The organism is Actinoallomurus sp. CA-150999 (assembly GCF_050942425.1).
Classification (GTDB): Bacteria; Actinomycetota; Actinomycetes; order Streptosporangiales; family Streptosporangiaceae; genus Actinoallomurus.
In genome coordinates, this window is the sequence record NZ_CP192063.1 from 3383624 (window position 1) to 3409257 (window position 25634).

Annotated in this window: 24 protein-coding genes; 17 read left to right on the forward strand and 7 right to left on the reverse strand. The window is 71.0% G+C overall.

What is annotated here, in order from left to right; translation table 11 throughout:
* Positions 1-84: 84 nt before the first annotated feature.
* The 7 genes from ACQP2O_RS16140 (at position 85) to ACQP2O_RS16170 (ending at position 7037) form a co-directional block, all read left to right on the forward strand.
* Positions 85-909 (forward strand): cell division protein FtsQ/DivIB, encoded by an 825-nt coding sequence (locus ACQP2O_RS16140; RefSeq protein WP_433185064.1) that lies wholly within the window; start codon positions 85-87, stop codon positions 907-909.
* A 323-nt stretch (positions 910-1232) separates the two neighbouring features.
* The gene (ftsZ, locus tag ACQP2O_RS16145) at positions 1233-2678 is read left to right on the forward strand and encodes a cell division protein FtsZ (protein WP_433185067.1); all 1446 of its coding nucleotides are present in this window, start codon (positions 1233-1235) and stop codon (positions 2676-2678) included.
* A 2-nt stretch (positions 2679-2680) separates the two neighbouring features.
* Entirely contained in the window at positions 2681-3379 is a 699-nt protein-coding gene (locus ACQP2O_RS16150) for a YggS family pyridoxal phosphate-dependent enzyme (protein ID WP_433185070.1), read from the forward strand.
* A 100-nt stretch (positions 3380-3479) separates the two neighbouring features.
* Positions 3480-3998 carry a cell division protein SepF gene (locus tag ACQP2O_RS16155; protein ID WP_433185073.1) on the forward strand — a complete coding sequence of 173 codons (519 nt, stop codon included), beginning with the start codon at positions 3480-3482 and terminating at the stop codon, positions 3996-3998.
* A gap of 21 nt (positions 3999-4019) precedes the next feature.
* Positions 4020-4301 (forward strand): YggT family protein, encoded by a 282-nt coding sequence (locus tag ACQP2O_RS16160; RefSeq protein WP_360878811.1) that lies wholly within the window; start codon positions 4020-4022, stop codon positions 4299-4301.
* Positions 4302-4351: 50 nt separating this feature from the next.
* A complete protein-coding gene (locus tag ACQP2O_RS16165) occupies positions 4352-5290 on the forward strand; it encodes a DivIVA domain-containing protein (RefSeq protein WP_433185077.1) in 939 nt (312 codons plus the stop codon).
* Positions 5291-5384: 94 nt separating this feature from the next.
* Entirely contained in the window at positions 5385-7037 is a 1653-nt protein-coding gene (locus ACQP2O_RS16170) for a hypothetical protein (protein WP_433185080.1), read from the forward strand.
* A gap of 630 nt (positions 7038-7667) precedes the next feature.
* Here the strand turns inward: ACQP2O_RS16170 and ACQP2O_RS16175 are convergent.
* From ACQP2O_RS16175 to ACQP2O_RS16185, 3 genes are all read right to left on the reverse strand, one after another.
* The gene (locus ACQP2O_RS16175; RefSeq protein ID WP_433185083.1) at positions 7668-8417 is read right to left on the reverse strand and encodes a DUF1707 SHOCT-like domain-containing protein; all 750 of its coding nucleotides are present in this window, start codon (positions 8415-8417) and stop codon (positions 7668-7670) included.
* A gap of 95 nt (positions 8418-8512) precedes the next feature.
* Positions 8513-9292: an SGNH/GDSL hydrolase family protein gene (locus ACQP2O_RS16180; protein ID WP_433185086.1), complete on the reverse strand. Its 780-nt coding sequence runs from the start codon at positions 9290-9292 to the stop codon at positions 8513-8515.
* Positions 9293-9294: 2 nt separating this feature from the next.
* Positions 9295-9861, reverse strand: a complete 567-nt coding sequence (locus ACQP2O_RS16185; protein WP_433185089.1) for a PadR family transcriptional regulator — start codon at positions 9859-9861, stop codon at positions 9295-9297.
* A 138-nt stretch (positions 9862-9999) separates the two neighbouring features.
* Here ACQP2O_RS16185 and ACQP2O_RS16190 point away from each other — a divergent pair, with 138 nt between their 5' ends.
* A complete protein-coding gene (locus tag ACQP2O_RS16190) occupies positions 10000-10395 on the forward strand; it encodes a nuclear transport factor 2 family protein (protein ID WP_433185092.1) in 396 nt (131 codons plus the stop codon).
* 304 nt (positions 10396-10699) lie between these two features.
* On the opposite strand, the gene ACQP2O_RS16195 is transcribed toward ACQP2O_RS16190, so the two are convergent.
* Positions 10700-11707: a sigma-70 family RNA polymerase sigma factor gene (locus ACQP2O_RS16195; protein ID WP_433185095.1), complete on the reverse strand. Its 1008-nt coding sequence runs from the start codon at positions 11705-11707 to the stop codon at positions 10700-10702.
* A 141-nt stretch (positions 11708-11848) separates the two neighbouring features.
* Here ACQP2O_RS16195 and ACQP2O_RS16200 point away from each other — a divergent pair, with 141 nt between their 5' ends.
* From ACQP2O_RS16200 to dxs, 4 genes are all read left to right on the forward strand, one after another.
* Positions 11849-13288, forward strand: coding sequence for an MFS transporter (locus ACQP2O_RS16200; RefSeq protein ID WP_433185098.1), 1440 nt, complete (start codon positions 11849-11851; stop codon positions 13286-13288).
* Between the two features lie 116 nt (positions 13289-13404).
* Complete coding sequence (locus tag ACQP2O_RS16205; RefSeq protein WP_433185100.1) at positions 13405-13710, forward strand: hypothetical protein; 306 nt, start codon at positions 13405-13407, stop codon at positions 13708-13710.
* A 50-nt stretch (positions 13711-13760) separates the two neighbouring features.
* Positions 13761-14411 carry a GntR family transcriptional regulator gene (locus ACQP2O_RS16210; protein WP_433185103.1) on the forward strand — a complete coding sequence of 217 codons (651 nt, stop codon included), beginning with the start codon at positions 13761-13763 and terminating at the stop codon, positions 14409-14411.
* A 63-nt stretch (positions 14412-14474) separates the two neighbouring features.
* A complete protein-coding gene (gene dxs, locus ACQP2O_RS16215) occupies positions 14475-16397 on the forward strand; it encodes a 1-deoxy-D-xylulose-5-phosphate synthase (protein WP_433185106.1) in 1923 nt (640 codons plus the stop codon).
* Between the two features lie 10 nt (positions 16398-16407).
* Here dxs and ACQP2O_RS16220 read toward each other — a convergent pair whose 3' ends face one another.
* Positions 16408-16821 (reverse strand): Atu4866 domain-containing protein, encoded by a 414-nt coding sequence (locus ACQP2O_RS16220; RefSeq protein ID WP_433185109.1) that lies wholly within the window; start codon positions 16819-16821, stop codon positions 16408-16410.
* Between the two features lie 119 nt (positions 16822-16940).
* A complete protein-coding gene (gene ileS, locus ACQP2O_RS16225; protein WP_433185112.1) occupies positions 16941-20126 on the reverse strand; it encodes an isoleucine--tRNA ligase in 3186 nt (1061 codons plus the stop codon).
* A gap of 513 nt (positions 20127-20639) precedes the next feature.
* Here ileS and ACQP2O_RS16230 point away from each other — a divergent pair.
* From ACQP2O_RS16230 to ACQP2O_RS16240, 3 genes are read left to right on the forward strand one after another with little or no spacing between them, the layout of a single operon-like run.
* Positions 20640-21149 carry a TraR/DksA family transcriptional regulator gene (locus tag ACQP2O_RS16230; protein ID WP_433185115.1) on the forward strand — a complete coding sequence of 170 codons (510 nt, stop codon included), beginning with the start codon at positions 20640-20642 and terminating at the stop codon, positions 21147-21149.
* An 8-nt stretch (positions 21150-21157) separates the two neighbouring features.
* The gene (gene lspA, locus ACQP2O_RS16235; protein ID WP_433185118.1) at positions 21158-22063 is read left to right on the forward strand and encodes a signal peptidase II; all 906 of its coding nucleotides are present in this window, start codon (positions 21158-21160) and stop codon (positions 22061-22063) included.
* Positions 22063-22992 (forward strand): RluA family pseudouridine synthase, encoded by a 930-nt coding sequence (locus ACQP2O_RS16240; protein WP_433185121.1) that lies wholly within the window; start codon positions 22063-22065, stop codon positions 22990-22992. The genes lspA and ACQP2O_RS16240 overlap by 1 nt, the downstream gene beginning before the upstream one ends.
* A 10-nt stretch (positions 22993-23002) precedes the next feature.
* Here ACQP2O_RS16240 and ACQP2O_RS16245 read toward each other — a convergent pair whose 3' ends face one another.
* Positions 23003-23764: an IclR family transcriptional regulator gene (locus ACQP2O_RS16245; protein ID WP_433185124.1), complete on the reverse strand. Its 762-nt coding sequence runs from the start codon at positions 23762-23764 to the stop codon at positions 23003-23005.
* A 157-nt stretch (positions 23765-23921) separates the two neighbouring features.
* On the opposite strand from ACQP2O_RS16245, the gene ACQP2O_RS16250 reads away from it, so the two are divergent.
* Both ACQP2O_RS16250 and dhaL read left to right on the forward strand, forming a co-directional pair.
* Positions 23922-24926, forward strand: coding sequence for a dihydroxyacetone kinase subunit DhaK (locus ACQP2O_RS16250; RefSeq protein WP_433185126.1), 1005 nt, complete (start codon positions 23922-23924; stop codon positions 24924-24926).
* A 17-nt stretch (positions 24927-24943) separates the two neighbouring features.
* Positions 24944-25555 (forward strand): dihydroxyacetone kinase subunit DhaL, encoded by a 612-nt coding sequence (gene dhaL / locus ACQP2O_RS16255; RefSeq protein ID WP_433185129.1) that lies wholly within the window; start codon positions 24944-24946, stop codon positions 25553-25555.
* Positions 25556-25634: the final 79 nt, after the last annotated feature.

Consider the following 25634-nt stretch of genomic DNA (forward strand, 5'->3'; position numbering starts at 1 on the left):
GGCAGTGCGGGTGCCGGGCGGGGACCTCGGGGCGTTCCGCGCGGCGTGTCCGGCACCGCCTGGAGCGAGTGAGGAGGCGCGGCCATGGACCCCGACGGCACGTCGCGGGGAGCGGGGGACCTCTTCTCGACGGACACGCCCGGCACGGGCACGTCCGACACGGGCTCATCCGGCACCGACATATCCGGTTCGAGCGTGGAGGTGCCGGACCGGACGCCGTCCCGCCGGCGCACGAGCCGGTGGAAGGTCCTGTTCGTCGGGCTCTTCGTCGCGGCGGTGCTCGGCACGGCGACGTGGGTCCTGCTGGGATCCCGGCTGCTCGTCGTCCGGCGGATCGACGTCACGGGGGAGCGGCTCGTCCCGCGCGCCGAGGTGCTCGCCGCGGCGGGGGTGCGGGTGGGGGAGCCCATGGCCAGGCTCGACACCGGCGTCGTCCGCGACCGGGTGGAGGCGGTTCAGGCGGTCGAGACCGTCCGCGTGGAGCGGCGGTGGCCGACCACCGTACGGATCGTCGTACGGGAACGGACCCCGATCGTCGTCGCCCAGCGCGACAACCGGTTCCTCCAGATCGATCGGTACGGGGTGACGGTGCTCACGTCCGCGGCCCGCCCGCGGGGGCTGCCGGTGCTGGACGTGGCGAATCCCACGCAGAGCGATCCGGCGCTGCGCGCCGGCCTGGCCGTCGTCCGGGCCCTGCCCTCGTGGTTGGGGCGGCGGGTGGCCGGCGTGGAGGCCATGTCGCCGGAGGCGGTCACGCTGCGGCTGCAGGACGGGGTCACCGTGGTCTGGGGCGCGCCGGAGCGCGGCCCGGAGAAGCTCCGGCTGCTGCACGGCCTGCTGAGCGAGTCGCCGCAGCGGGGGGTGAGGACGATCGATGTCAGCTCTCCGGAGGTCGTCACCACGAAGTGACGGCGGCCGGATGCGGCCGAGTAGCGAACGATCCTCCGGCGCGGGACACTTGTCTTCGCGCGGCGGGTGGGAACGGCGCGCACCGGATCGGATGAAATGGGATGTCTGGGGTGTCGCGCGACACGCCGGTGTGCTCAGGGCCGGGTTAGTTGACCCTGCAGTGGGCCGCCCCTACTGTCCGTATCAGCCCTAGGTTGACATAACTCTAAGTCTCAACTTGAGGGTGAGGGTTCCGGCCCAACGATGTACGTGACTTCAGTAAGAAACACCGGAGCGGTGTCACGCCGGCCGGTTCGATAGAGCGAGCGGAAGGGCCCCTCGTCGTGGCAGCACCGCAGAATTACCTGGCGGTCATCAAGGTCGTCGGCATCGGCGGCGGCGGCGTCAACGCCGTCAACCGGATGATCGAAGAGGGGCTCAAGGGTGTCGAGTTCATCGCGATCAACACGGATGCCCAGGCGCTGCTGATGAGCGACGCCGACGTCAAGCTCGACGTCGGCCGCGAGCTCACCCGTGGCCTCGGCGCCGGCGCCAACCCCGATGTCGGGCGGAAGGCCGCCGAGGACCACCGCGAGGAGATCGAAGAGGTGCTCAAGGGCGCCGACATGGTCTTCGTCACCGCCGGCGAGGGCGGCGGCACCGGCACCGGAGGCGCTCCGGTGGTGGCCAACATCGCCCGCTCCCTGGGCGCCCTCACGATCGGCGTGGTGACCCGCCCCTTCAGCTTCGAGGGCAAGCGGCGCGCGATGCAGGCCGAGGCCGGCATCGAGACGCTCCGCGACGAGGTCGACACGCTGATCGTCATTCCGAACGACCGGCTGCTGTCGATCTCCGACCGCCAGGTCAGCGTGCTCGACGCGTTCAAGGCGGCCGACCAGGTGCTCCTCTCCGGTGTTCAGGGCATCACCGACCTGATCACCACGCCGGGTCTGATCAACCTCGACTTCGCCGACGTGAAGTCGGTTATGTCGGGCGCCGGTTCCGCGCTCATGGGCATCGGCTCCGCGCGCGGGGACGACCGCTCGGTCGCCGCCGCCGAGATGGCGATCTCCAGCCCGCTGCTGGAGGCCAGCATCGACGGCGCCCACGGCGTCCTCCTGTCGATCTCCGGTGGCTCTGACCTCGGGCTCTTCGAGATCAACGAGGCCGCCCAGCTCGTGTCGAACGCCGCGGCCCCCGACGCGAACATCATCTTCGGTGCGGTCATCGACGACGCCCTGGGCGACGAGGTCCGGGTGACCGTGATCGCCGCGGGCTTCGACGAGATCCGGCCGCACAACGCCCCGGCGCCTCAGGCGGAGCCCAAGCGGATGTCGCCGCCGGCCCGCCCGGCCGTGGCGGCGCCGCACGTCACCCCGCCACGGCCGGTGACGCCACCGTCGCCACCACCACCAGCGCCGCCCCGCGTCGCCGCGGTCCCCGCGCCGACGCCCGCCCCGCTGCCGGCCTCGGCCCCGTCCGGCACGGCCACTCCGCACCGGGAGTCCGGTCTGGGAGAGGCCAAGTCGGCCGAGGCGAAGCAGGACCAGTCGAAGGCCGACGCGTCCAAGGCGGACGCTTCCAAGTCCGAGCCGTCGGCCGACAAGCCGGGCGAGGGCCCGGCGGACACGACGCCGCGTCCGGCCTCCGGCGAGGCGGCGGCGCGCCCTAAGGTGCCGCGGCCGGCCACCGAGCCGACCGCGGCGCGCCTCGGCACCGACCCGGTCCGCCGCCGCCCCGTCGTCTTCGACGAGGACGACGACCTGGACGTCCCGGACTTCCTGAAGTAGTGATGCCGAGCCGCGAAGCCGAACTGGCCGCGAACCTCGCGGCGGTCCGCGAACGCGTCGCCAAGGCATGCGCCACGGTCGGCCGATCGGCCGACGAGGTCACCCTCATCGCGGTGACGAAGACCTTCCCCGCCTCGGACGTGCGCCTGCTGGCCGGGCTCGGTGTCACCGACGTCGCCGAGAACCGCGACCAGGAGGCCTCCGCCAAGGCGGACGAATGCCGCGACCTGCCGTTGACCTGGCACTTCGTCGGTCAGGTGCAGACCAACAAGGCACGCTCGGTGGTGTCCTACGCGGACGTCGTGCACTCGATCGACCGGGAGCGCCTCGTGACGGCGCTGTCGCGCGCGGCGGTCCGCGCCGACAGGTCGATCCGCTGTCTCGTCCAGGTGGCGCTCGACGACGCCGAGGGCCGGGGCGGGATCCGTCCCGACGGAGTCCCGGCGCTGGCCGACGCGCTCGCCTCGGCTCCCGGCCTCAGCCTCGGGGGCGTCATGGCGGTCGCGCCGTTGGGCGGAGACCCGGCGCGGGCGTTCGCCCGGCTGGCCGACGTCGCCGCCGCGGTGCGGAAGTCTCACCCCGAGGCGAACATGATTTCTGCCGGAATGAGCGGCGATATGGAAGAAGCGATCGCGTGTGGTGCGACACACGTCCGAGTCGGTACGGCGTTGCTCGGAGGCCGACGGGCAATCGTCAGGTAATGTCCCCACCGTGGACCTTGGCGTCCGCGTTCAAACGTAACGATCGGCGAGCGGAAGCTTCCCGCAGGGATCTCCTGTCGGCGGACGACGGAGGGGGCGTATGGCCAGCGCGATGCGCAAGATGGCGGTCTACCTCGGCCTCGTGGAGGACGACCGCTACGACGACGACTACGACGACTACGACGTCTACGACGACGAGGCCGTCGAGCGGCGTCGGGCTGAGCGCGGAACCGACGATTCCGCAGGCCAGCCCGCCGGAGTCCAGGCGCCTGCCGAGGAGGAGCCGAAGCCGTTCGGGCCGGAGCGGCGGCCCCCAGTTGGGGAGTCGGCCGTGTCCGACCTCGCTCGTATCACTACGCTTCACCCCAGGACCTACAACGAGGCCCGCACGATCGGAGAGCACTTCCGGGAGGGGACCCCGGTGATCATGAATCTCACCGAGATGGTCGACAGCGACGCCAAGCGTCTTGTCGACTTCGCGGCTGGTCTCATATTCGGCCTGCACGGAAGCATCGAGCGTGTTACGAACAAGGTGTTCCTGTTGTCCCCAGCCAACGTCGAGGTGACCGCCGAAGACAAGGCACGTATGGCAGAACGAGGGTTCTTCAATCAGAGCTGACAGTCACAAGCGAGAGTGTTCGTGAATCTTGGAAGTTACCTGAGCATCCCGCTGTACCTCTTCCTGCTCTTCCTCATCGGCAGGATGGTCTTCGAGACGCTCCAGGCGTTCGCCCGGTCGTGGAGGCCCCGAGGGGTGGTGTTGGTGCTGGCGGAGGCCACATACACCGTCACCGACCCACCTCTCAAGCTCCTACGCCGTTTCATCCCCTCCGTCCGGCTGGGTAACGTTGCACTCGACCTGAGCTTCACGGTTCTCTTCTTCATGGTCTGGTTCTTGATCATCATTGTCCAGGCACTCTGATCGGGTACCGTCCGTTCGGGGACAGACTCCAAGCGCGCCAAGGAGACCAGATGCCGCTGACACCCGCGGATGTGCGGAACAAGCAGTTCAGTACCACCCGGCTGCGGCCGGGCTACGACGAAGAGGAGGTCGACGCATTCCTCGACGAGGTCGAGGCCGAGCTCGACCGGCTCATCCAGGAGAACGAGGAGCTGCGCGCCAAGCTGGCCGAGTGCCTTCGCGGCAAGGTGCCGGCGATGGCCGCTCCGATCGTCGAGCCCAAGCCGGAGATCGCGCATCTGCCTGAGCCGCCCAAGCCGCCGGAGCCGAAACTCGAGCCCGAGCCGATGATGGGCGGCCTCGGCATGCCTCCCGCCCCGCAGCAGATGGCGCCGCCGCCTCCGCCGATGGCCACGCCCGGCGAGGACAACATGGACACCGCCGCGCGCGTGCTCGCCCTGGCCCAGCAGACCGCCGACCAGGCGATCGCCGACGCCCGTCGCGAGGCCGACGAGACGCTGGGGCGTGCCCGGCGCGAGGCCGAGGAGATCCTCGGCAAGGCCCGCCGGCAGTCCGAGCAGATCGTCAGCGAGGCCCGCGCCCGCGCCGAGTCGCTCGAGCGCGACGCGCAGGAGCGCCACCGCCAGGCCATGGGCTCCCTCGTCCAGCAGCGCGAGGAGCTGGAGCGCATGGTCGACGACCTCAACGCGTTCGAGCGCGAATACCGCAGCCGTCTCAAGGCGTACCTCGAGGGTCAGCTGCGCGAGCTGGAGGCCGGCAGTCACGCCGGGCCGTTCGGGCCGGGCAACACGGGCCCGCAGCCGGCGCAGCCCGCCGTCCCGCCTCCGCCGCCGCACCCCGAGGTGCCGCGCAACGGGCAGCCGGGCGTCGGACCGGGCAACACCGGAGCGAACCCCTTCCCGCAGCCGCCGCAGGGTGAGCCGCAGCACGCCCAGCACGGGGCCACCGGGAGCTTCCACACCGCCGACAATCCGCACGACCGGCGCTGAGTGAATCTAGCCGGTTGGAGGCGGCCGAACCGGCCGAAGTTGCGCTAGCGTGGCTGCGCACCTCCGGTACGACGGTCGGTAGAGGGAGACCTGTGTGATCATCCTGAGTGGCGTGCTCGTCGTCTTGGCGATCGCTCTTCTTGTGACGGGCATCGTCACGGGCAACACCGGGCATGAGATTCTCGGTCTTGACGGGCTGAAGCTGATCTATGTCTCCATCGGGATCAGCATCGTCTCCGCCCTCTTCCTCGCCGTCGGCGTATTCCTCCGCCGCAAGGAGCTGTTCGGCACAGCCGCGGCCCCGGCGAACGCCAAGACGTCCGCCGGCCGGGCGACCGCCAGGCCGGTCAAGGCCAAGGCACGAGTCGGAGCGGGAGAGGACGCCCCGCTCGTCCCGGCGACGTCCACGTCCCCGGCCGACGTGCCCGCCGAGACGACCGTCTGGATCGTCCCGGGGCGCAAGAGGTACCACCTGGAGACCTGCCGTCAGCTCGCGGGGCGCGACAAGGAGGAGCTCACCTTCGTCGAGGCGCGCGAGGAAGGGTTCACCGCCTGCACCGCGTGCCTGCCCGACACGGCGCTCGCCGCGCGTGCAGCCCTCACCGACACCGCGCCGGCCGACGACCGGCCCGCGGATGAGCGCACGGCCACGGTGACCGACACCAGGCCGCAGAGCGCGGCCCTCGATCCGGTCGAGGTGACCCGGTTCGACATCCCCGTCACGCGGGATGCGCCCGCCGAGGAGCGAGAGGCCCTCACGGCCGACGCGGCCACGGCCGCCGAGAGCACGGCGACCGAGCCGTCGGCGACGGACGCCCACGACGCCGCCGAGACCACGACCGTCGAGCAGCCCGGCGCCGTCCCCACGGCCGATGACTCCGAGTCGCTCGTCGAGCGATCGAGGCGACGCAGCCGGTCGCTGTTCGAGCCCGCGGAGCGCACCGAGAGCCGGGAGCGTACGGAGAGCGAAACCGCCGCGACGGACGCCACCACGGCGGACGAGCGGGCCGACGAGGCCATCGCCGCCGAGCCGGAGCACACCGAGCCCGAGCCAGAGCCCGCCGAGTCCGCGAAGGCCGAGACGGCGTCCCCGGACACCGGTCAGCGGGACGACGTCGAGTCCGACACGGCCTGGGCCGAGGATGAGCCCGAGGCGGCCGAGCCGCAGGATGACCTGCACGCCGACGAGACGGATGCCGCGGACACGGACGCGTCGCCGCATGAGCCCGCCGAGCCCGCCGACTCCGAGCACGAGGCCGCCAGGTCCGAGGACGCGTCGTCGGACGCCGAGGCGCCGGAGGCCGATGCCCAGGCGCGGGACACTCAGGCTCCGGACACCGAGGCGGACGAGAGCGCGACGGCCGGATCCGAGCCCGAGGCGGCCCCGTCGGACGAGCACGCCGAGGACATCGAGGACGACGAGGCCGAGGCCGAGCCGGAGGACACCACCGACGCCGCGGACGACCGGCCCACCGAGGCCGAAGATGCCGCCGAGTCGCCGACGGACGCCACCGCCGAGACGGCCGCTGAGAAGCCCGCAGAGCCCACGGACGAGGCCGATGACACGGAGTCCACGGCCGGCCCGACCGTACGCATCCTGAGCGGCACCAAGCGCTACCACCGGCCGGACTGCGCACTGATCGAGGACATCGCCGACGACGCCGACGACCTCGAGAGCCTGCCGCGGGAAGAAGCGCGGGAGCGCGGCTGCACTCCCTGCCTGGTCTGCCAGCCCGACGACGACTGACCCGTCGGCCGCCTCGACGGCACCTCTCGTACGGCCCGTCGGCCGTCTCAGTCGGCGCCGGATCCGATGGACGCCTTGAGGGCGCTTCCAGCGACATGTCGGCCGCTCCGATGGTGCCGCCTTCATAGGCCCGCCAGGTATCCAAGGGGCCGGCGACCCTCCGTCGGTCCTCCATGAGCCTGCTGGACCTCCGCCGGTCCTCCACGCGGCCGGCTTGGATCTCAGTCGGCGCCGGACCTGGTGGAAGCCCTCAGAGTGCGTCCAGCGACGCGCGGTTCCTGCGACATGCCGACCGTTCCGGCGGTGCCGCCTGCACGGGCCCGCCAGGCATCAACGGGGCCGCCGAGCCTCCGCCGTCCTCCATGCGGCCGCCGGATCTCAGCCGGTCCTCTACCGGTCGGTCGGATTTCAGCCGGCCTCGGGTTCGGCGGAAGCCCTCGGGTCGCTTCCAGCGGCATGGGGCGGGACGAAATGGCGTTTCTGGTCAGGCCGCGGCATGGCCGGAAGTGGCCGACCGGTCCGCGGTCGGCGGGTGTTCACGGACGTGTGTGTGGCCGGGCCGGAACATGACGGACGCGGTCACGTCCGGTTCTCAGGTGGGACCGGATGTGCGGTACGGAACGAACGGCCTCAGCGGGACCGTCGCTGACGGCGGAGTTGTCGCTGTTGCTCCCGGAACTCCCGGTGGACCGCGCGCTGCTTCTCCCGGAACTCCTGGTGCAGGTGTCGCTGGCGCATGTGGAAGTCACGATGATCGGCTGCCGCGGTGTCCGTACTCTCGCCCGACGCCGCGCGTTTGACGTCGACCCCGCCGAGCAACGCCATTCCCGTGAGCCGGATGACCGGGGCGTCCGGTCCGACGGTGTCATCGGACGGCAGTTGGCAGCCGCCGAGGATGGAGGCCACGGAGCTGAGCACCCGTACGCCCGGCGGAACGGTGATCGAGACGCCGCCGAGGATGGCCGAGACGTTGATGGTGACCTCGCGCTGGGCCAGCACGGCCTGGCGGAGGTCGAGTTCGACGCCGCCGAACACGGCGACGACGTTGGTCTGCGGCTCGACGAGCCAGCGCCCCTTCCGCTCGGCACCACTGAAGATCGCCACGATGTTGGGCGAGCCCGCCTGCGGGGCCGGCAGGTCGTCGCGGACCGTGGCCGCGGGAGCGGCGCCCCCTGTCGCCGGGAGGTCCGCCACGATCGGCGCCAGCTCGGCATAGGTCTTCGCCTGGTACACCGCGTCGAGACGCTCGGCGTGCTCATCCGGAGTGAGACGGCCCTCGGCGAGGGCCTCACGCAACTGGTCGGCGGTCCGGTCCCGGTCGGCGTCCGAGGCGCGCATGCGCCCGGGGTCGGCCGGGGCGGACTTGTCGGGAAGCTCCACGCCAGTATCATTCCGCACCCGCCCGGTGAGGACCAGTCACCCCCACGTCAGAGGCTGCAACGGGGCCCGGTGGGAGTCCCTGAACCGATTGATTCTCAAGGCAGGTTCGCGGTGTTGACGGGCTGCAGTTCCGGACGCTTGGCGGCGCGGCCGTCGCCAGAGGAGCGGCCTCGGAGGCGGCGGAGGATCCACGGACCGAGGAAGGTGCCGGCCCAGGTGAGTTCGACCGCCGCGCGTCGCCAGATCGGCATGGGCGGGAGCGGCGGGAGGGGATCGGCCCAGCTCGCATCGGCGCCGGGGAGCTTCAGGGTATGCGCGACGGCCGCGGCGATGCGGGCGTGACCGAGTGGGGTCGCGTGGATCCGGTCATCGCTCCACAGGCGCGGATCAGTGGTGACCGGGTGGTGGAACGTATCGACCAGCGTGGCTCCGTGGCGTTCGGCCATGGCGCGAATGCGGTCGTTGAAGTCGAGGACCCTGGGACGCAGGTGGCGTACCAGAGGCGCGATCTTGGCGACGTCGGGGAAGGTGAAGGTGGCCACGGTCGCGCCGGAGGCCGTGAACGCCTTCAGCATGGCCTCCAGGTCGGCCGCCACCGCGGCGGGATCGAAGCCGGGGCGGACCAGGTCGTTCATGCCCGCCATGACGGTGATCAGGTCGGGGTTCAGATCGAGGGCGGCTTCGGTCTGTTCGGCCCTGATCCGAGCGGCCAGGCCGCCGCGGACGGCGAGGTTGGCGTACCGGAAGTCCGGATGTTGAACGGCGAGGATCTCGGCCAGACGGTCGGCCCAGCCGCGGTAACCGGTCTCCTCGGTGCCGTCGTTCAGACCCTCGGTCTGGCTGTCGCCCACCGCGACATAACGCTGGTACGGCATGGTCACTCCGTAGGGATTCTGGTGCGCTGATCGAGGATGGCCAAGGCCTGACGGGTCCAGCGGACGTTCTCGCGTTCGAACGCCAGGCCGCGCAGGAGGGTCAGATACGGGCCGATGCGGGGGGCCTGCGTGAGGTGCTCCTCCTCGGTGCGGCCGTTCAGGAGGCGTGCGCGGAGGTGTTCGAAGCGGGCGATCTTGGCTTCGGCCCAGCTCATGCGTTCGCGGAGGGCGCTCTTCACGGCTTCGGCGTCACCGGCGTCGACCGCCTGCACCTGCACCATGAGCTCGTCGCGGATCGCGCCGGGGCGCGGGGGCGCGGCGGTGAACTCGTGCAGTGCGCGGCGGCCGGCGTCGGTGAGGGAGAACAGCCGCTTGTCAGGACGGCGCTCCTGGTGAACGATCCGGCCCTGGATCAGCCCATCGGCCGCCATCCTGTCCAGCTCTCGGTAGAGCTGCTGGGGGGTGGCCATCCAGAAGTTGGCCACCGACGCATCGAAGGTCTTGGCCAGGTCGTACCCGGATGCCTCACCGTCCAGGAGCACGGCCAAGACGGCATTGCGCAACGACATGTCCTGACCGTAGCTACTCATACATGCGAATAGTCAACTATGTGATTATTGCCACGAGTGACACCCCTGGCTCGTGGGGGTCTCCGCGGTTAGCGTCACCTGCACCTAGTCAACGAGTTGAGTAGAGGTGATCGGGGCATGCATCCCTTCCGGCAGGCCGTGGAGAGCGGAGACCTGGCGGCGGCCGAGGCGCTGCTCGCCGACGATGTGGTCTTCACCAGCCCCGTGGCGTTCAAGCCGTACCCGGGAAAGGCGATCACCGCGGCGATTCTGCGGGGGGTGGCGCGGGTGTTCGAGGACTTTCACTACGTCCGGGAGACCGCGAGCGCGGACGGTCGTGACCACGTGCTGGTGTTCCGGGCGAAGGTGAAGGGGCGTGAGCTACAAGGCTGCGATCTTCTGCACCTGAACGAGGACGGCCTGATCGACAAGCTCACCGTCATGGTGCGGCCGCTGTCGGCCGCCACCGCGCTCGCCGAGGCCATGGGCGCGGAGTTCGACCGCATCCAGCGGGAGGCACGGACCGCCGAGTAGGGCCTCCACTCGAGTCCGTGTCACCAGCCGCAACGTAGCTTCCTGTAGCGTCTCAAGTTCGATACGTGGTGATCACAAGTGGCTATACCGGACGGTAGCTGCACGATCACGGATCAGGGTTCTCCCGACGTTCACGGCGAATCGGGAGGCTTGAGGCGTGCTCAACCTCCTCAAGGACGTCGACCACATCACCCACTACACCGCCGACTTCACCTCGGTGGCCTTCCCGATGAGTAGTGAGGGGCGTGACGGGTGATCTACCGGTGGTCCGTGCCGGTGGTCTCCAGAGCCGCTCCCGGCGGGCTCATCCGTTGTCGGCCAGGATGCGGGGCAGGCCGAATCGCGGGAGCATGCCGGTGTCGAGGAAGGCCGTGATTTGGCTTATGCGGTCGCCGTCGAGAGTGAGCACGGTCAGTCCGTGCGCGCGGGCGATGCCGGCGTGGGGGTCGCGCAGATAGCGGCCGAATGCGGGCTGGCCGTTGGCTCTGGTCGGAATGAGGCGGAACCGCCGAGTGCCGCGCACAAAGCCGATTTCGGCGAAGAAGTCAGCGACGGCGTCGCGGCCTTGGTATTCCTGCGGCAGTGGTGGCATGGTGAACCAGGCGTCGTCGGTGAGCAGCTCGACCAGCGCGGGCACGTCGCACCGCTCAAAGGCGGCGACGAACGCGTCCATGACGCGACGTTCGGTCGGGGAGTTCGGTAGCGGCGGGTCTGCTGACTGCTCGCGATTCGCCAGTGCGCCGCGTGCCCTTTTGAGGCCGCTCGCGACGGCGTCCACGGTTGTGTCGAGCATCTCCGCGACTTCGGCGCCTCGGTATCCGAGCACGTCACGCAGCACGAGGATGGCCCGCTGGCGCGGCGGCATGGTCTGTACGGCGGCGACGAACGCGAGTGATACGGCCTCGCGGCTCTCCACACGTGCTTCTGGGCCGGGGACCGGCTCGCCGAACCCGGTCAGCGTGTCGGGGTAGGGCTCGAGCCACGGTACCTCGCTGAGCCGGTTCGGCTCAGGCAGCGGAACCGAAGGCGGGGCGGCGACCGGAGACGGCCGGTGGTTGCGATCACGCAATGCGTTCAGGCAGCGGTTGGTCGCGATCCGGTACAGCCAGGTGCGTATCGAGGAACGCCCCGCGAAACCGCCGATTCCGCGCCACGCCGCGAAAAGCGTCTCCTGGACCAGATCCTCGGCCTCGGCAACCGAACCCACCAGCCGATAGCAGTGCACCTGAAGCTCCCTCCGGTACGGCTCGGTGAGCCTGCCGAACGCTTCCGCGTCGCCCTCGCGTGCTCCCGACAGCAACACCTCGTCCATGACCCCGTCCTCGCTGCGTCCGAACTCGCATAATCGTCCAGTTGTGATGACACCGGCCACGCCGAAAACCGGGCGCGCCCGGTTTTCGGCGTCCAGCGGGTCTACCCAGCAGTGTCACTGTCGGCCAACCCGAGGAGACCGATGTCATCCCGATCGACACTCACCGCACCGCCCCCGAATCAACTGACCGCCGATCAGCGGTGGACGCTCGCGCTGGCGAGTGTCGGTTCGTTCCTGGTGATCCTGGACCTGTTCGCGGTGACGACGGCCCTGCCGACACTACGGGTCGCGCTGCATGCCTCGATCACCACACTGGACTGGACGATCAACGCCTACACACTCACCTTCGCCGTACTGCTGATGACCGCGGCGGCGCTCGGCGACCGCTGGGGCCGGCGACGGGTGTACGCGAGCGGTCTGCTGCTGTTCGCCATAGCGTCGGTAGCCTGCGCGCTCGCGCCGAACGGCGCAGTGCTCATCGGAGCCAGAGCGGTGCAGGGGATCGGCGCCGCCGTGACGATGCCCACGGCGCTCGCCCTGATCAACGCCGCCTTCCCAACCGAACGACGAGGATGGGCGCAGGGTGTGTTCGGCGCGGTCACCGGCCTCGCCACCGTGCTCGGACCCGTCTTCGGCGGGGTCATCACCCAGATGCTCTCCTGGTCGTACATCTTCTGGGTCAACGTACCCATCGGTGTAGCGGCCGCCGTAGCCGTCCTGCTGCGCATCCGCGACGTTCAGGGCGGTGGGCCGGGCAGGCGGCGTTCGCTGGACCTGCTCGGACTGGTCCTCGGCGGTGCGTCCGTGCTGGCGTTGGTATGGGGTGTGATTCGCGCCGCCACAGACGGCTGGGGCGACCGGGCGGTGGTCGGCTCACTCGTACTCGGCGGCGTGGCGTTGGTCGCCCTGCTCGCCTGGCAGCGTCGAGCGAGCCAGCCGCTCATTCCGCTGCGGTTGTTCACCGACACCGCCTTCGCGTCCGGCATCGCTGGCATCTTCCTCCAGTCGGCGTCGTTGACAGCCCTGGTGTTCTTCACCGCGCAGTTCTTCCAGGACGCTCAGGGCGACGGTCCGCTGGTAGCCGGGCTCCGCCTGCTGCCGCTCGGACTGGTACCCCTTGCCCTCGGATCCTGGTCCGGCACATCCACCGACCGTGTGGGCACCCGGCCGATGATCGCGGCAGGCATGACGCTCCAGACGGCAGGCACGACCATTCCGGCGGTGTTCTCGCGTCCCGGGCTGTGGTACCCGGTACTGGCGGTGGCCATGGCGGTCGTAGCCGTCGGCTTCACATTCGCCGTGCCCGCACTGACCAAGTCGGTCGTCGGCTCGGTCAAGCCCGCCGACATCGGCACCGCGTCGGGTCTGTTCAGCACCGTCCGACAGGTGGGCGCGGCGTTCGGCGTCGCAGTGGCCTCGGCAGCGTTCACCGCGACCGGCGGGTACCCCACTGCCTCCGCAGTCGCCTCCGGCTATCGCGGAGCCATGATCGTGGCCGCGGCGCTGGCAGGATTGGGCACGGCGACAACCACGATGTCCCGGCGAGCAGCCAGCAGGGCAAGCGCCGTGCTCCGGGGATGACCACGCTTCCGAGAACACGGTCCCAGGCAGATCACAAACCCCCGCCATGACTTCCGAGCGCCAACCGGCACTCCAAGGGCGCCCCGCTCACCAATGCGCGCGCCCGCGACTGGGCTGTGCGCGACTACCGCCTCTACCTGCTCCGCGACGCCGTACCCAAGAAGTCGGTGCGCTACAGCAACAACGCCCTCGCCGCGCTGGACGACTTCCACACCCGCCTCGGCCTCGGCAAGGCCAACATCGGCCGAGACGACCTGCCCCGTACCGCACCCCGAGCGCTGGACGAGAGGACTCAGATCCGGTGGCTGCGAGCGATCGAGGCCCCCAAGCAACTACTCTCAGCTACTTTTTGGCTGGTGACACGGACCCGAGGGGAGGGCCGAATAGCATCCACGTCGTGGCCTCTGACGGGTGACCGGTAACCGGTGATATTTTACTCACCATGGCTTTGGCAGGTGGTTCGCTGCGGCGGATGAGTCTGCGTGACCAGGCACTGGCGGCGCTGAGAGAAGCGCTGGTCACCGGTGACCTGGTGCCGGGCGAGGTGTATTCGGCGGCGTCGTTGGCGACGGGATTCGGCGTGTCCACGAGTCCGGTGCGTGAGGCGATGCTCGCGCTGGTCGATGAGGGGCTGCTCGAGGCGCTGCCCAACCGGGGATTCCGGGTGGTGTCGTTCACCGAGCAGGACTTCGCCGAGATCTTCGAGCTGCGCATGATGCTCGAGGTTCCCGGGGTGGGCCGGGCGGCGGAGCTGGGCATGGCGGACCGCGTAGAGCGGCTGTCGCAGCTCGTCGACCTCATCGAGAGGACGGCCGAGGAACGCGACCTGGCCGGCAACCTCCAGGCCGATCGCGACTTTCACATCCTCCTGCTGGAGGCGACCGGTAACCGGCGGCTGGTCGACTCCGTGGCGGTCCTGCGCGACCAGACGCGCCTGCACAACCTGCGCTCCCTCACCGCGGACGGCGACCTGGTCGACTCCGCGGCCGAACATCGTCCGCTGCTGGACGCGGTCCTGCAGGGCGACCGCGCGCTCGCCGAAGAGCTGATGCGCCGGCACCTGTCGCATATCCCGGGGGACTGGTCGTCGGGCGGTGGGCCGAAGCACGGCCCGGACACGTGAGGTCTCGCGGGCCGCTCACCAACCGCACGTAAGCAGAATTCCCGAAGGAGCAGTGGTCGTCCCATGAGCGTTCTGTCGTCGATCAGCGGTCCCGCGGATCTGGGCGGGCTCAGCGCGGCGGAGCTGGACCGGCTCGCCGCCGAGATCCGGGAGTTCCTGATCGACGCGGTGTCCCGTACGGGCGGCCACCTGGGTCCGAACCTCGGCGTCGTGGAGCTGACCATCGCCCTGCACCGGGTGTACGACTCTCCGGCCGACCGCATCATCTTCGACGTCGGTCACCAGGCGTACGTGCACAAACTGCTGACCGGGCGGCAGGACTTCTCGCGCCTTCGGCAGGAAGGCGGGCTTTCCGGCTATCCGAGCCGGGCCGAGTCCCCGCACGATCTCGTGGAGAACCAGCATGCCTCCACCGCCCTCAGCTGGGCGGATGGGCTGGCCAAGGCACACCGCCTCAACGGTCGGGGTGATCGGCACGTCGTCGCGGTGATCGGGGACGGCGCGCTGACCGGCGGAATGGCCTGGGAGGCGCTGAACAACATCGCCGCCGACCCGTCGTTGCCGCTGGTGATCGTCGTCAACGACAACGGGCACTCGTACTCACCGACGATCGGCGGCCTGGCCACCCACCTGGCGGCGTTGCGGACCACCGACGGCTACGAACGGTTCCTGCGACTCACCCGGGACGTCCTCGGCCGTACACCGGTGATCGGGCGGCCGTTGTACGACGCTCTGCACGGCGCCAAGAAGGGGCTCAAGGACTTCGTCGCGCCGCAGGGAATGTTCGAAGACCTGGGCCTGAAGTATGTCGGCCCGATCGACGGTCACGACCGGGCGGCGGTGGAGCAGGCACTGCACTGGGCCAAACGATTCTCCGGCCCGGTCATCGTCCACTGCATCACCGAGAAGGGCCGCGGATATCCACTGGCCGAGCAGGCGGACGAGCGGTTCCACCAGGTCAAGGTGATCGACCCGGACACCGGGGTGCCGCTGCGCGTGGCCGGGGAGGACTGGACCTCGGTGTTCGCCGGGGAACTGGTGCGGATCGGCGCCGAACGACCGGACGTGGTGGCGATCACCGCCGCGATGCTGCGGTCGACCGGGCTGGAACCGTTCGCCCGGCGCCACCCCGACCGGGTGTTCGACGTGGGCATCGCCGAGCAGCACGCCGCCGCCTCCGCGGCCGGACTCGCCCTGGGCGGGCTGCATCCGGTCGTCGCGGTGTACGCCACGTTCCTGAACCGCTGTTTCGATCAGTTGCTGATGGACGTGGCACTGCACCGGTGCGGGGTGACGTTCGTCCTGGACCGGGCGGGCGTCACCGGGGACGACGGCGCCTCCCACAACGGCGTGTGGGACATGTCCCTCCTCCAGGTCGTGCCAGGGCTGCGGATCGCGGCCCCCCGGGACGGCGAACGCCTGCGGGAACAGTTGCGCGAGGCGACGGCGGTGGACGACGCGCCGACGGTGGTGCGCTTCCCGAAGGGAACCGTCGGTCCACCGGTCCCGGGCACCGGGCGAATCGGCGGCATGGACGTCCTCCGGGGAACCGTCGCGACGGCGACCGACGAACCGGCGGCGGATGTCCTGATCGTGTCCGTCGGCGCGCTGGCCCCGCTGTGCCTGGAGGTCGCCGACCGCCTGGCCGCCGACGGCATCACCGCGACGGTCGTCGATCCGCGCTGGGTCAAGCCGGTCGATGACACGCTGCCCGGCCTCGCCGCCCGGCATCGCATGGTGCTGACGGTGGAGGACGGAGTACGGGCCGGCGGCGTCGGCTCCGCCGTCGCGCGGGCGATGCGCGACGCGGGGGTCGACGTTCCGATGCGCGACTGCGGCGTACCGGAGGCCTTCCTCGACCACGCCGCGCGCGATCGTGTGCTCGCCCGCGTCGGCCTGACCGCGGCGGACATCGCCCGCCAGGCCGAGGAAACCCTCATCCGGCTTTCGCGACTGCCACAGGACGCGCCGTCCACTCTTCGCTGACTCTGACCTGTCAGCCGCGCGACCGGATGCCTCCCTGCCGGGCGCGCTCGTCGCCTTCGCGGTAGAGCACCAGGTGCTCGTGGAAGAGAACGCCGTCGCGGACGTCGCCCGTGGCGGTGAAGCCGGTGTCGTCGACGTAGTCGATGTGGTCGCCGGTGACGGTGTAGCGGCCGGTATAGGCGCTCTGACGGTTTCCGCGGGCCTCGTCGTAGCGGCCGCTCGGCAGCAGTTCCTGGCGGATGAATCCGTCCGCGGTCACCCACATCCCGACGTACGGGTGAGGGGCGCGGGGCGTGTCGTTGCTGGTCATGGCTCCATGGTCGGCCCGGCGGCCGGTGGCGACCAGGCCGCGGTCTCCCCAGGTGCGGGCTTCCTGGGGGCGGCGCACCCACCGTCGCGAGCGGATCCCCAACTGCCTGAGCATCCGGGGGATCTACTGCCCCCGGCGGTGCCATCGGCCGATCGTGTCGCGCGCGAACGCACGGTCTCGGCGCTCCGGCGGATCAGGTGGAGTGGCGCTGATCCGCCGGAGCGCACGGAGGGTCAGGCGGAGCGGCGCAGCCAGAAGGTGAGGCGCAGCTCCTCGTCCTGGACGGGGCTCAGGTCCACGTCCGGCTCGCCGTCCTGCCAGGTGCTCGCGAGCACCTCGCCGGCCACCTCGTCGCCGTGCTCGCGCAGCGCCGCCGCGAGTTCGGCGTCGCTGGTGCGCCACCACAGGTCGATCCGGTCGCTGATGTCCAGGCCGGTGTTCTTGCGGGCCTCCTGGACCAGACGAATCACCTCGCGGACCAGCCCGGCACGGCGCAGTTCCGGCGTGACGGTCAGGTCCAGCGCGACCGTCTCCCCGGCGGCGCTCTCCACCGCCCAGCCGCTGCGCGGCCGCTCGGTGACGATGACGTCGTCCGGCGTCAGCTCCACCTTGCCGACCTCGTCGGCCTCGACGGTGACCGAGCCGGAGTCGCGCAGGGCGTGGACGAGCCCGGCCGGCTCGGCGGCGGTGACGGCCGCCGCGACCTTCGGGGTCTGCTTGGCGAAGCGCTTGCCCAGCTCGCGGAAGTTGGGCTTGACCTGGTACTCGACGAGCTCGCCGCCGATCGAGGCGAGCGTGTCGAAGCCCTGGACGTTCAGCTCGTCGGCGATCTGGGCGCGCAGCTCGGCGGGGAGCGACGCCCAGCCCCCGGCGCCGACGAGGGCACGGCCGAGCGGCTGGCGGGTGCGGACGCCCGACGCGGCCCGGGCGGACCGGCCCAGCTCCACGAGACGCCGGACCAGCGCCATCCGATCGGACAGCTCGGCGTCGAGGAGCGTCTCGTTCACCTCCGGCCAGGTCGCCAGGTGCACCGAGTCCGGGTCGCCGTCGCGCCGCAGAACGTCCCAGACGTAGTCGGTGACGAACGGCGCGATCGGCGCCATGAGCCGCGTCAGCGTCTCCAGGCACTCGTACAGCGTGGCGAAGGCCGCGGCGTTCTCGCCGGACGCCTCGGGCCCCTCCCAGAAGCGGCGGCGGGAGCGGCGGACGTACCAGTTGGACAGGTCGTCGATGAACTCCGCGAGGCGGCGGCCGGCGGCGGCCGTGTCGAAGCCCTCGAGCGCCGTGTCGACCTCGCGGACCGTACGGTGCAGCTCGGCCAGCACCCAGCGGTCGAGCAGCGGCCGGTCGGCGTGCGCGGGGGCGGGCGCGTCCGGCGTCCAGCCGGAGGCGTTCGCGTACAGCGCGAAGAACGACGCGGTGTTCCAGTAGGTCAGGAGGATCTTGCGGACGATCTCCTCGAGCGGGGCGTCGCCGACGCGGCGGGCGGCCCACGGCTGGCCGGCTGCGGCCATGTACCAGCGCAGGGCGTCGGCGCCGTGCTGGTCCATGAGCGGGATCGGCTCGAGGACGTTGCCGAGGTGCTTGCTCATCTTCCGGCCGTCGTCGGCGAGGATGTGCCCGAGGCAGACGACGTTCTCGTACGACGAGCGGTCGAAGACGAGCGTGCCGACGGCCATCAGCGAGTAGAACCAGCCGCGGGTCTGGTCGATGGCCTCGCAGATGTACTGCGCCGGGTACGACGCCTCGAACGTCTCCTGCTGCCGGTGCGGCGCGCCCCACTGGGCGAACGGCATGGAGCCGGAGTCGTACCAGGCGTCGATCACGTCGGGGACGCGACGGGCCTCCTTGCCGCAGTCCGGGCAGGCGAAGACGACGTCGTCGACGTACGGGCGGTGCGGGTCGAGCGCGCTCAGGTCCTGCCCGGCGAGCTCACCGAGCTCCTTGAGGGAGCCGACGCAGGTGGCGTGATCGTCCTCGCACAGCCAGAGCGGCAGCGGCGTGCCCCAGTAGCGGCTGCGCGACAGCGACCAGTCGACGTTGTTGCGCAGCCACTCGCCGTACCGGCCCTCCTTGATCGTGGCGGGGAACCAGTTGGTGCGCTCGTTCTCCTCCAGGAGCCGGTCCTTGATCGCCGTGGTCTTGATGTACCAGGCGGGCAGCGCGTAGTAGAGCAGCGGGGTGTGGCACCGCCAGCAGTGCGGGTAGCTGTGCTCGTAGCGCTCCGAGCGGAACAGCAGTCCGCGCTCTTTCAGGTCCTCGGTGAGGCGCTGGTCGGCCTCCTTGAAGAACACGCCGCCGACGAGCGGCACCGACAGGTCGAACTTCCCGTCCGGGTTGATCGGGTTCACGACGGGCATGCCGGCCGCCCGGGTGGCCGCGAAGTCGTCGGCGCCGAAGGCGGGCGCCATGTGGACCAGGCCGGTGCCGTCCTCGGTGGTGACGAAGTCGGCGGCCAGCACGCGGTGCGCGTCGGGGATCTCGACGAGGTCGAACGGCCGCCGGTACGACGTGCCGACGAGGTCGGCGCCGGCGACGCGGGAGACGATGTGCCAGCCCTCGCCGAGGACCTGGGCGAACAGCGGCTCGGCCACGATCACCTTGCCGGGTTCGCCGGAGCGGGCGGCGACGACGTACGTCACGTCCGGGTGGACGGCGATCGCGGTGTTGGACACCAGCGTCCAGGGCGTGGTCGTCCAGACCAGGAGGTCGGTGCCTTCGAGCGGGCCGTCGGTGATCGGGAACCGGACGGTCACCGAGGGGTCGACGACGGTCTCGTAGCCGCCCGGCTGGCCGAGCTCGTGGTCGGACAGGGGAGTGCCGCAGCGCGGGCAGTACGGGCTGATGCGGTGGTCGCGGACCAGCAGGCCCTTGTCGAAGATCGTCTTGAGGGACCACCAGACGGCCTCGACGTAGTCCGGGTCCATCGTGCGATAGGCCTGCGCGAGGTCCACCCAGTAGCCCATGCGCTCGGTCATCGCCTCGAAGGCGTCGACGTGGCGCAGCACCGACTCGCGGCAGCGCGCGTTGAACTCCGCTACGCCGTACGACTCGATGTCGCGCTTGCCGGAGATGCCGAGCTCTTTCTCCACGGCCACCTCGACGGGCAGGCCGTGACAGTCCCACCCGGCCTTGCGGCGGACGCTGTAGCCCTTCATCGTCTTGAACCGCGGGAACAGGTCCTTGAACACGCGTGCCTCGACGTGGTGCACGCCGGGCATGCCGTTGGCGGTCGGCGGTCCTTCGTAGAAGACCCACTGCGGTCCGGCCTCGGTCTGGTCGAGGGACCGCTGGAAGACCTTGCCCTGCCGCCAGCGGGCCAGGACGTCCCGCTCCAGCGCGGGAAGGTCGACCTGCGCGGGGAGGGTACGCAGCCTGCCGCGCCCCGTCTCGGGCGTGGCCTGCGGCTCGTCGGGCATTTCGGGTGCACCTCCGGCGTCACGAACTTGTACGTGGAAACCGAAGGGACGAGGCGGCGAAGCCCCGCGGTACCACCCTCCTTGGCCGCTCCGGGAAGAAGGAACGACCCGCTCATTACGGTCGGCTGCCGGATCTACTGGGCCTGCTGGCCGTTCTGCCGACGGCTCAGGGGTGATCAGACCGCCGGGCACGCCCCCGGACTCGCACCATCTCCGGGTCGCTCAAGGCTGCGTACGGCGGCAGGTGTCCCCATCAACGCCTTGCCGATAGCGACGATAACGCACCAGGGCCTGTGACTTCTTCCCGTTAAGGGAGCGGAGGCGGGCAGGAGGGGGTTTCGGACAGCGCGCGTCGGTCAAGAACGGGCAATGACACGCCAAGGGAACTCGACGCTCTGAGGGCGTAATGGGCGATATGCGGAGTGTGACAACCCCTGGTCATTTGCCGTCTGGCGAACCGCGACCTATGCTGCCCGCACTGCCGAAAAACAAGATCAGCGCGAGGGGGCCCATATGGACGGTACCACTGGTGCGGGAGATAAGAATCGCACAGCCGAGGCGCCCCGCACATCGCGCACCGGGCCACGTCACCGGTCGGCCAAGGCTCAGCAGGTCTCCACGGCCACCGCGCAACGGCTTCCGGTCCGCGAAGGGGAGGACCGGTGGACCAGCGCCGAGCTGTCCGAGGTCCGTGGCCGGTTGCAGGCGGAGATGGGGGAGCTGACCGCCGAGATCGCGACGGCGGAGTCGCAGATCGCCGAGCGCATCAACGACGCCGCCGAGGGGGCCGGCGACGATCAGGCCGACGCCGGCGCCAAGACCTTTGAGCGTGAGCAGGCGATGGCGCTCACTTACAACGCCCGTGACCTGCTCGCCCAGAACGAACGCGCGATCGTCCGGATCGACCAGGGCACCTACGGGGTGTGCGAGTCGTGCGGTCAGGCGATCGGTAAGGCGCGCCTGCAGGCGTTCCCGCGTGCGACCCTATGTGTGAGATGCAAACAGCGCGAGGAGCGTCGCTGAGCGACGCCATGAACCCAGAGCAGGAAGCCGCCGAGCGGCCGCGGCGCATCGGCGTGCTCGTCGCCGTCGCGGCGGCCGCCCTCGCCGCCGACGCGATCAGCAAGGTCATCGTCGTGGCGACGCTGCAGGACCGGCCGCCCGTCGAGCTGATCAACGGGCTGCTGACATTGCGGGTGCTCCGTAACAGCGGTGCCGCCTTCAACATCGGCATCGGCATGACCTACGTCTTCACCGTGATCGCCACCGCCGTCGTCGTGGCGATCCTTCGGTACGCCCGGCGGCTGCGCAGCCTGCCGTGGGCCGTCACCCTCGGCCTCCTGCTCGGCGGGGCGCTGGGCAATCTGGCCGACCGCCTGCTGCGGTCCCCGGGTCCGCTGCGCGGGCACGTCGTCGACTGGATCGAGCTGCCGCACTGGCCGGTGTTCAACCTCGCCGACTCGGCGATCGTCTGCGGCGGGGCTCTGGCCGTGGTGCTGGCCTCGCGCGGGCTGCAGGTGGACGGCACCGTCTACCGCGACGAGAAGAAGGACGAGCGGGCCGAGCGCGACTCCGGGACCGGCGAGGCCGACGCCCCGGCGGCGGACGGGCCGGACGGTGAGCGGAACGCGCCCGCCGAGCCCGCCTCCGGCACGACGAAGGCCCCCGGCGGAGCGAACGAGGACGGGGCGCGACCCACGGATTCGGCCGGCTCCGGCGGCGAAGACGACGCCGGCGGCGCTCGCCCGGCCGCCGAGAGCGCCTCCGACGACGGCCCCGCGGACGCCGACAGCGCCTCCGACGGCGTCACCGCCCCGGACGACGCCACCGTTTCCGACATCGCCACCGCTCCGGGCGACGCCGTGATCGAGGGCGGCGCGCCGAAGGACAATGGGCGCGCGGCCGGCGAGACCTCCGTTCGGGACGCGAAGCACTGATGAGCGAGCATCGCAGCCTCCCCGTGCCCGACGGCCTGGAGGGAGAGCGCCTCGACGCCGCCCTGGCCCGGCTCTTCGGACTGTCGCGCAGCCGCGCCGCCGAGGTCATCGCGGCCGGTGACGTCCTCGTCGACGGGCGTGCCGCCGCCAAGTCCGACCGCATGCAGGCGGGCACCTGGCTCGAGGTGACCCTGCCGGCGCCGCCGGCCGCCCCGGCGCCGAAGGCCGAGCCGGTCCCGGGCATGACCATCCTGTACGAGGACGCCGACATCGTCGTCGTCAGCAAGCCGATCGGCGTCGCCGCCCATCCCACGACCGGCTGGACGGGCCCGACCGTGCTCGGTGGTCTTCTCGGCGCCGGGCACACGATCGCCACCAGCGGCGCCGCGGAGCGCCAGGGCATCGTGCACCGCCTCGACGCGAACACCACCGGGGCGATGGTGGTCGCCAAGAGCGAGATCGCCTACTCCCGGCTGAAGCGGGCGTTCAAGGACCGGACCGTCGACAAGCGCTACCACGCCCTCGTCCAGGGCCACCCGGACCCGCTGCGCGGCACCATCGACGCGCCGATCGACCGGCACCCCTCCGGCGACGGGCGGTGGGCCGTGGTGGCCGGAGGCCGCCCGTCCGTCACGCACTACGACACGATCGAGGCGTACCGGGCGGCCAGTCTGCTCGACATCAAGCTGGAGACCGGGCGTACCCACCAGATTCGCGTGCACATGTCCGCGGTGCGGCACCCGTGCGTCGGGGACTTCCTCTACGGCGCGGACCCCACCCTGTCCGCCCGGCTCGGCCTGACCCGGCAGTGGCTGCACGCCGTACGCCTCGGGTTCGAGCACCCGACGCAGGGGCACTGGGTGGAGTTCGAGTGCCCGTACCCGGACGACCTGGCGCACGCCCTGGACGTCGTCGCCGGCGAGTCCTGAGCCCGGGCGTTCACCCGGCCGGCGGGATGGGCCAGCCGGCCGCGCCGAGCTCCCGGGAGATCCGGCGGGCGGCCTCCCGCACGGCGCCGGCGACGGCCTCGCCGGGGGGCCATTCGGGCATGGGGACGACCACGCCGATCGCGCCGACGACCGTCCGGTAGCCGTCGAAGATCGGCGCCGCCAGCCCGCACTCGCCGATGACGGCCTCCTCCTGTTCCGTGGCGAGGGTGTCGGCGCGTACGCGGTCGAGCCTCTCGCGGAACTCGGCCGGGTCGGTCACCGTGTCGCGGGTCATGCTGCGCAGTGGGCCGCCCGCCATGAGCGCCCGGGCCTGATCGGGCGCGTAGGCGAGGATCGCCTTGCCGAGCGCGCTGGCGTGCGCGGGGATGACGATGCCGACCTCCGGCATCTGCCGTGAGCCGTCCGGCCGCGGCTCGTGATGAACGATCATGACCTCGTCGGGGAGCAGCACCGCGGTGCGTACGGCGTGGCCGGTGGTCCGCGCGAGCTCGGCGGCCCAGGTGAGGCTGCGGGAACGCAGCTCCAGCGTGTCGAGGTAGACGTTGCCCAGCTTCAGCACGGCGGGGCCGAGACGGTAGCGGGCGGAGCCCTGCTCCTGCAGCACCAGGCCGCGGGTCTGGAGCGTCTTGATGATGCCGTGAACGGTGGAGGGCGCCAGCTCCAGCCGGGCTGAGATCTCGGACAGGCTCAGGTGGCGCTCGGCTTGGAGCACCTCCAGGACCCGGATCGCCCGATCGACGGACTGGATCATCCGCGCCCTCTTCCGGTCGTCGCCCGGCCCGCCTGCCGATCGCACTTTACAACAGCGGGTCGACACCTTACATTCGGGCCATTCGGCATTATCGAATGATTTTCGTAGATGTCGAATTGCGGTTCTCCCTGCCGACCTGACGCGTGAAGGAGGAGCCATGCCCGTACGGCAACTGGTGAACGATCCGGCCGACCTGGTGCCGGAGGCGCTGCGAGGGTTCGCCCGCGCCCATCCGGAACTGGTCCGCTACCACGACGATCCGGCGTTCGTGGTGCGCGCCGGCGTGAGGGACCGAGCGAAGGTCGCCCTCGTATCGGGCGGCGGCTCCGGTCACGAGCCCCTGCACGTCGGCTTCGTCGGAGCGGGCATGCTCGACGCGGCGGTGCCCGGGGCGGTGTTCGCCAGCCCGACCGCGTACCAGATCAAGGCGGCGATCGAGGCGGCCGACCGCGGCCAGGGCGTGCTACTGATCGTGAAGAACTACACCGGCGACGTCCTGAACTTCCAGATCGCCGCCGAGTTGGCCGCCGATGAGGGTATCGAGACGCGGACCGTCCTCGTGGACGACGACCTGGCCACGGACGGGCAGGAGGAGGGCGGCCCGGGACGCCGGGGAACCGCCGCGGTCGTCGCCGTCGAGAAGATCTGCGGCGCCGCGGCCGAGCGCGGAGCCTCCCTGGCCGACCTCGCCGCGCTCGGCGAGCGGGTGACCGGATCGGCGCGCACCCTGGCCCTCGCTCTCGCGTCCTGCACGCAGCCGGGTCAGAGCCGGCCGTCGTTCGACCTGGCCGACGACGAGATCGAGTTCGGCGTGGGCATCCACGGGGAGCACGGGGTGGGACGCCGGCCGTACGGGCCGGTCCGCGACCTCGTCGGCGAGCTCACCCGCCCGATCGCCAAGGCGCTGGAACTCGGCCACGGCGACTCCGTGATCGCCATCGTCAACGGCCTCGGATCGACGCACGACCTGGAGCTGTCGGCCGTCCACGGCGAGCTGACCGCGATCCTGGACGACCTCGGCGTCGAGGTGACCCGGTCGCTCGTGGGCTCCTACGTGACGTCGCTCGACATGCGCGGTTGCTCGATCACGCTGGTGCGCGCCGACGACGAACTGGTCGACCTGTGGGACGCGCCGGTCCGCACCCCGGCGCTGAGCTGGTGAGAGACGGGAGTATGGACATGGAGACCACCACCATCGACACCCGGGCCTGGATCGAGCGCTTCATCGCGGAGGTCGAACGCCGCGGCGCCGAGCTCACCGAACTGGACCGCCGGGCCGGCGACGGCGACTACGGCACGAACCTCGGCTCCGCCGTTCGCCGAGCCACGGCCAACCTGGAGGCCGCCGACGCGGACACGCCCGGCGCGGTCTTCACGGCCGTCGCGAACGCCTTCCTCAACACCGGTGGGACCAGCGGCCCGCTGTTCGGCATGTGGTTCCGGGAGTTCGCCAAGGCGCTCGGCCCCGAGGTCACCACCGGGGCGCTGAGCGAGGCCGCGCGGAACGCCGTGGCCGTCGTCCAGCGGCTCGGCAAGGCCGAGGTCGGGCACAAGACCATGGTGGACGCGATGGCGCCGGCGGCCCGGGCCCTCTCCGAGGCGGCGGAACGGGACGCCGATGTCGCCACCGCGCTGCGCGAGGCGGCGGCGGCCGCCCACGAGGGCGCCGCGTCCACCGAGGACCTGCTCGCCCGGCGCGGCAGGGCCAGTTACGTCGGCGAGCACGCGCGCGGCGTCGTCGACCCCGGCGCGCTGACCGTCGCCTGGTTCTTCGACGCGGCGACCGGGTGAACCGCGTCCCGGCGGGCGGGTGACGCCGGCCGGGACGCGACCCGGCCGGCCGCCGGGAGAGCCGGCGGCCGGCCGCGGC

Bases quoted from the DNA above. Each gene is read 5' to 3' on its own strand.
- ACQP2O_RS16140 (WP_433185064.1), top strand. From the start codon at position 85: ATGGACCCCGACGGCACGTCGCGGGGAGCGGGGGACCTCTTCTCGACG.
- ACQP2O_RS16150 (WP_433185070.1), top strand. From the start codon at position 2,681: ATGCCGAGCCGCGAAGCCGAACTGGCCGCGAACCTCGCGGCGGTCCGC.
- ACQP2O_RS16155 (WP_433185073.1), top strand. From the start codon at position 3,480: ATGGCCAGCGCGATGCGCAAGATGGCGGTCTACCTCGGCCTCGTGGAG.
- ACQP2O_RS16165 (WP_433185077.1), top strand. From the start codon at position 4,352: ATGCCGCTGACACCCGCGGATGTGCGGAACAAGCAGTTCAGTACCACC.
- ACQP2O_RS16180 (WP_433185086.1), bottom strand. From the start codon at position 9,292: ATGCCGTACCAGCGTTATGTCGCGGTGGGCGACAGCCAGACCGAGGGT.
- ACQP2O_RS16185 (WP_433185089.1), bottom strand. From the start codon at position 9,861: ATGTCGTTGCGCAATGCCGTCTTGGCCGTGCTCCTGGACGGTGAGGCA.
- ACQP2O_RS16190 (WP_433185092.1), top strand. From the start codon at position 10,000: ATGCATCCCTTCCGGCAGGCCGTGGAGAGCGGAGACCTGGCGGCGGCC.
- ACQP2O_RS16195 (WP_433185095.1), bottom strand. From the start codon at position 11,707: ATGGACGAGGTGTTGCTGTCGGGAGCACGCGAGGGCGACGCGGAAGCG.
- ACQP2O_RS16200 (WP_433185098.1), top strand. From the start codon at position 11,849: ATGTCATCCCGATCGACACTCACCGCACCGCCCCCGAATCAACTGACC.
- ACQP2O_RS16210 (WP_433185103.1), top strand. From the start codon at position 13,761: ATGAGTCTGCGTGACCAGGCACTGGCGGCGCTGAGAGAAGCGCTGGTC.
- dxs (WP_433185106.1), top strand. From the start codon at position 14,475: ATGAGCGTTCTGTCGTCGATCAGCGGTCCCGCGGATCTGGGCGGGCTC.
- ACQP2O_RS16220 (WP_433185109.1), bottom strand. From the start codon at position 16,821: ATGCTCAGGCAGTTGGGGATCCGCTCGCGACGGTGGGTGCGCCGCCCC.
- ileS (WP_433185112.1), bottom strand. From the start codon at position 20,126: ATGCCCGACGAGCCGCAGGCCACGCCCGAGACGGGGCGCGGCAGGCTG.
- ACQP2O_RS16230 (WP_433185115.1), top strand. From the start codon at position 20,640: ATGGACGGTACCACTGGTGCGGGAGATAAGAATCGCACAGCCGAGGCG.
- lspA (WP_433185118.1), top strand. From the start codon at position 21,158: ATGAACCCAGAGCAGGAAGCCGCCGAGCGGCCGCGGCGCATCGGCGTG.
- ACQP2O_RS16240 (WP_433185121.1), top strand. From the start codon at position 22,063: ATGAGCGAGCATCGCAGCCTCCCCGTGCCCGACGGCCTGGAGGGAGAG.
- ACQP2O_RS16245 (WP_433185124.1), bottom strand. From the start codon at position 23,764: ATGATCCAGTCCGTCGATCGGGCGATCCGGGTCCTGGAGGTGCTCCAA.
- ACQP2O_RS16250 (WP_433185126.1), top strand. From the start codon at position 23,922: ATGCCCGTACGGCAACTGGTGAACGATCCGGCCGACCTGGTGCCGGAG.
- dhaL (WP_433185129.1), top strand. From the start codon at position 24,944: ATGGAGACCACCACCATCGACACCCGGGCCTGGATCGAGCGCTTCATC.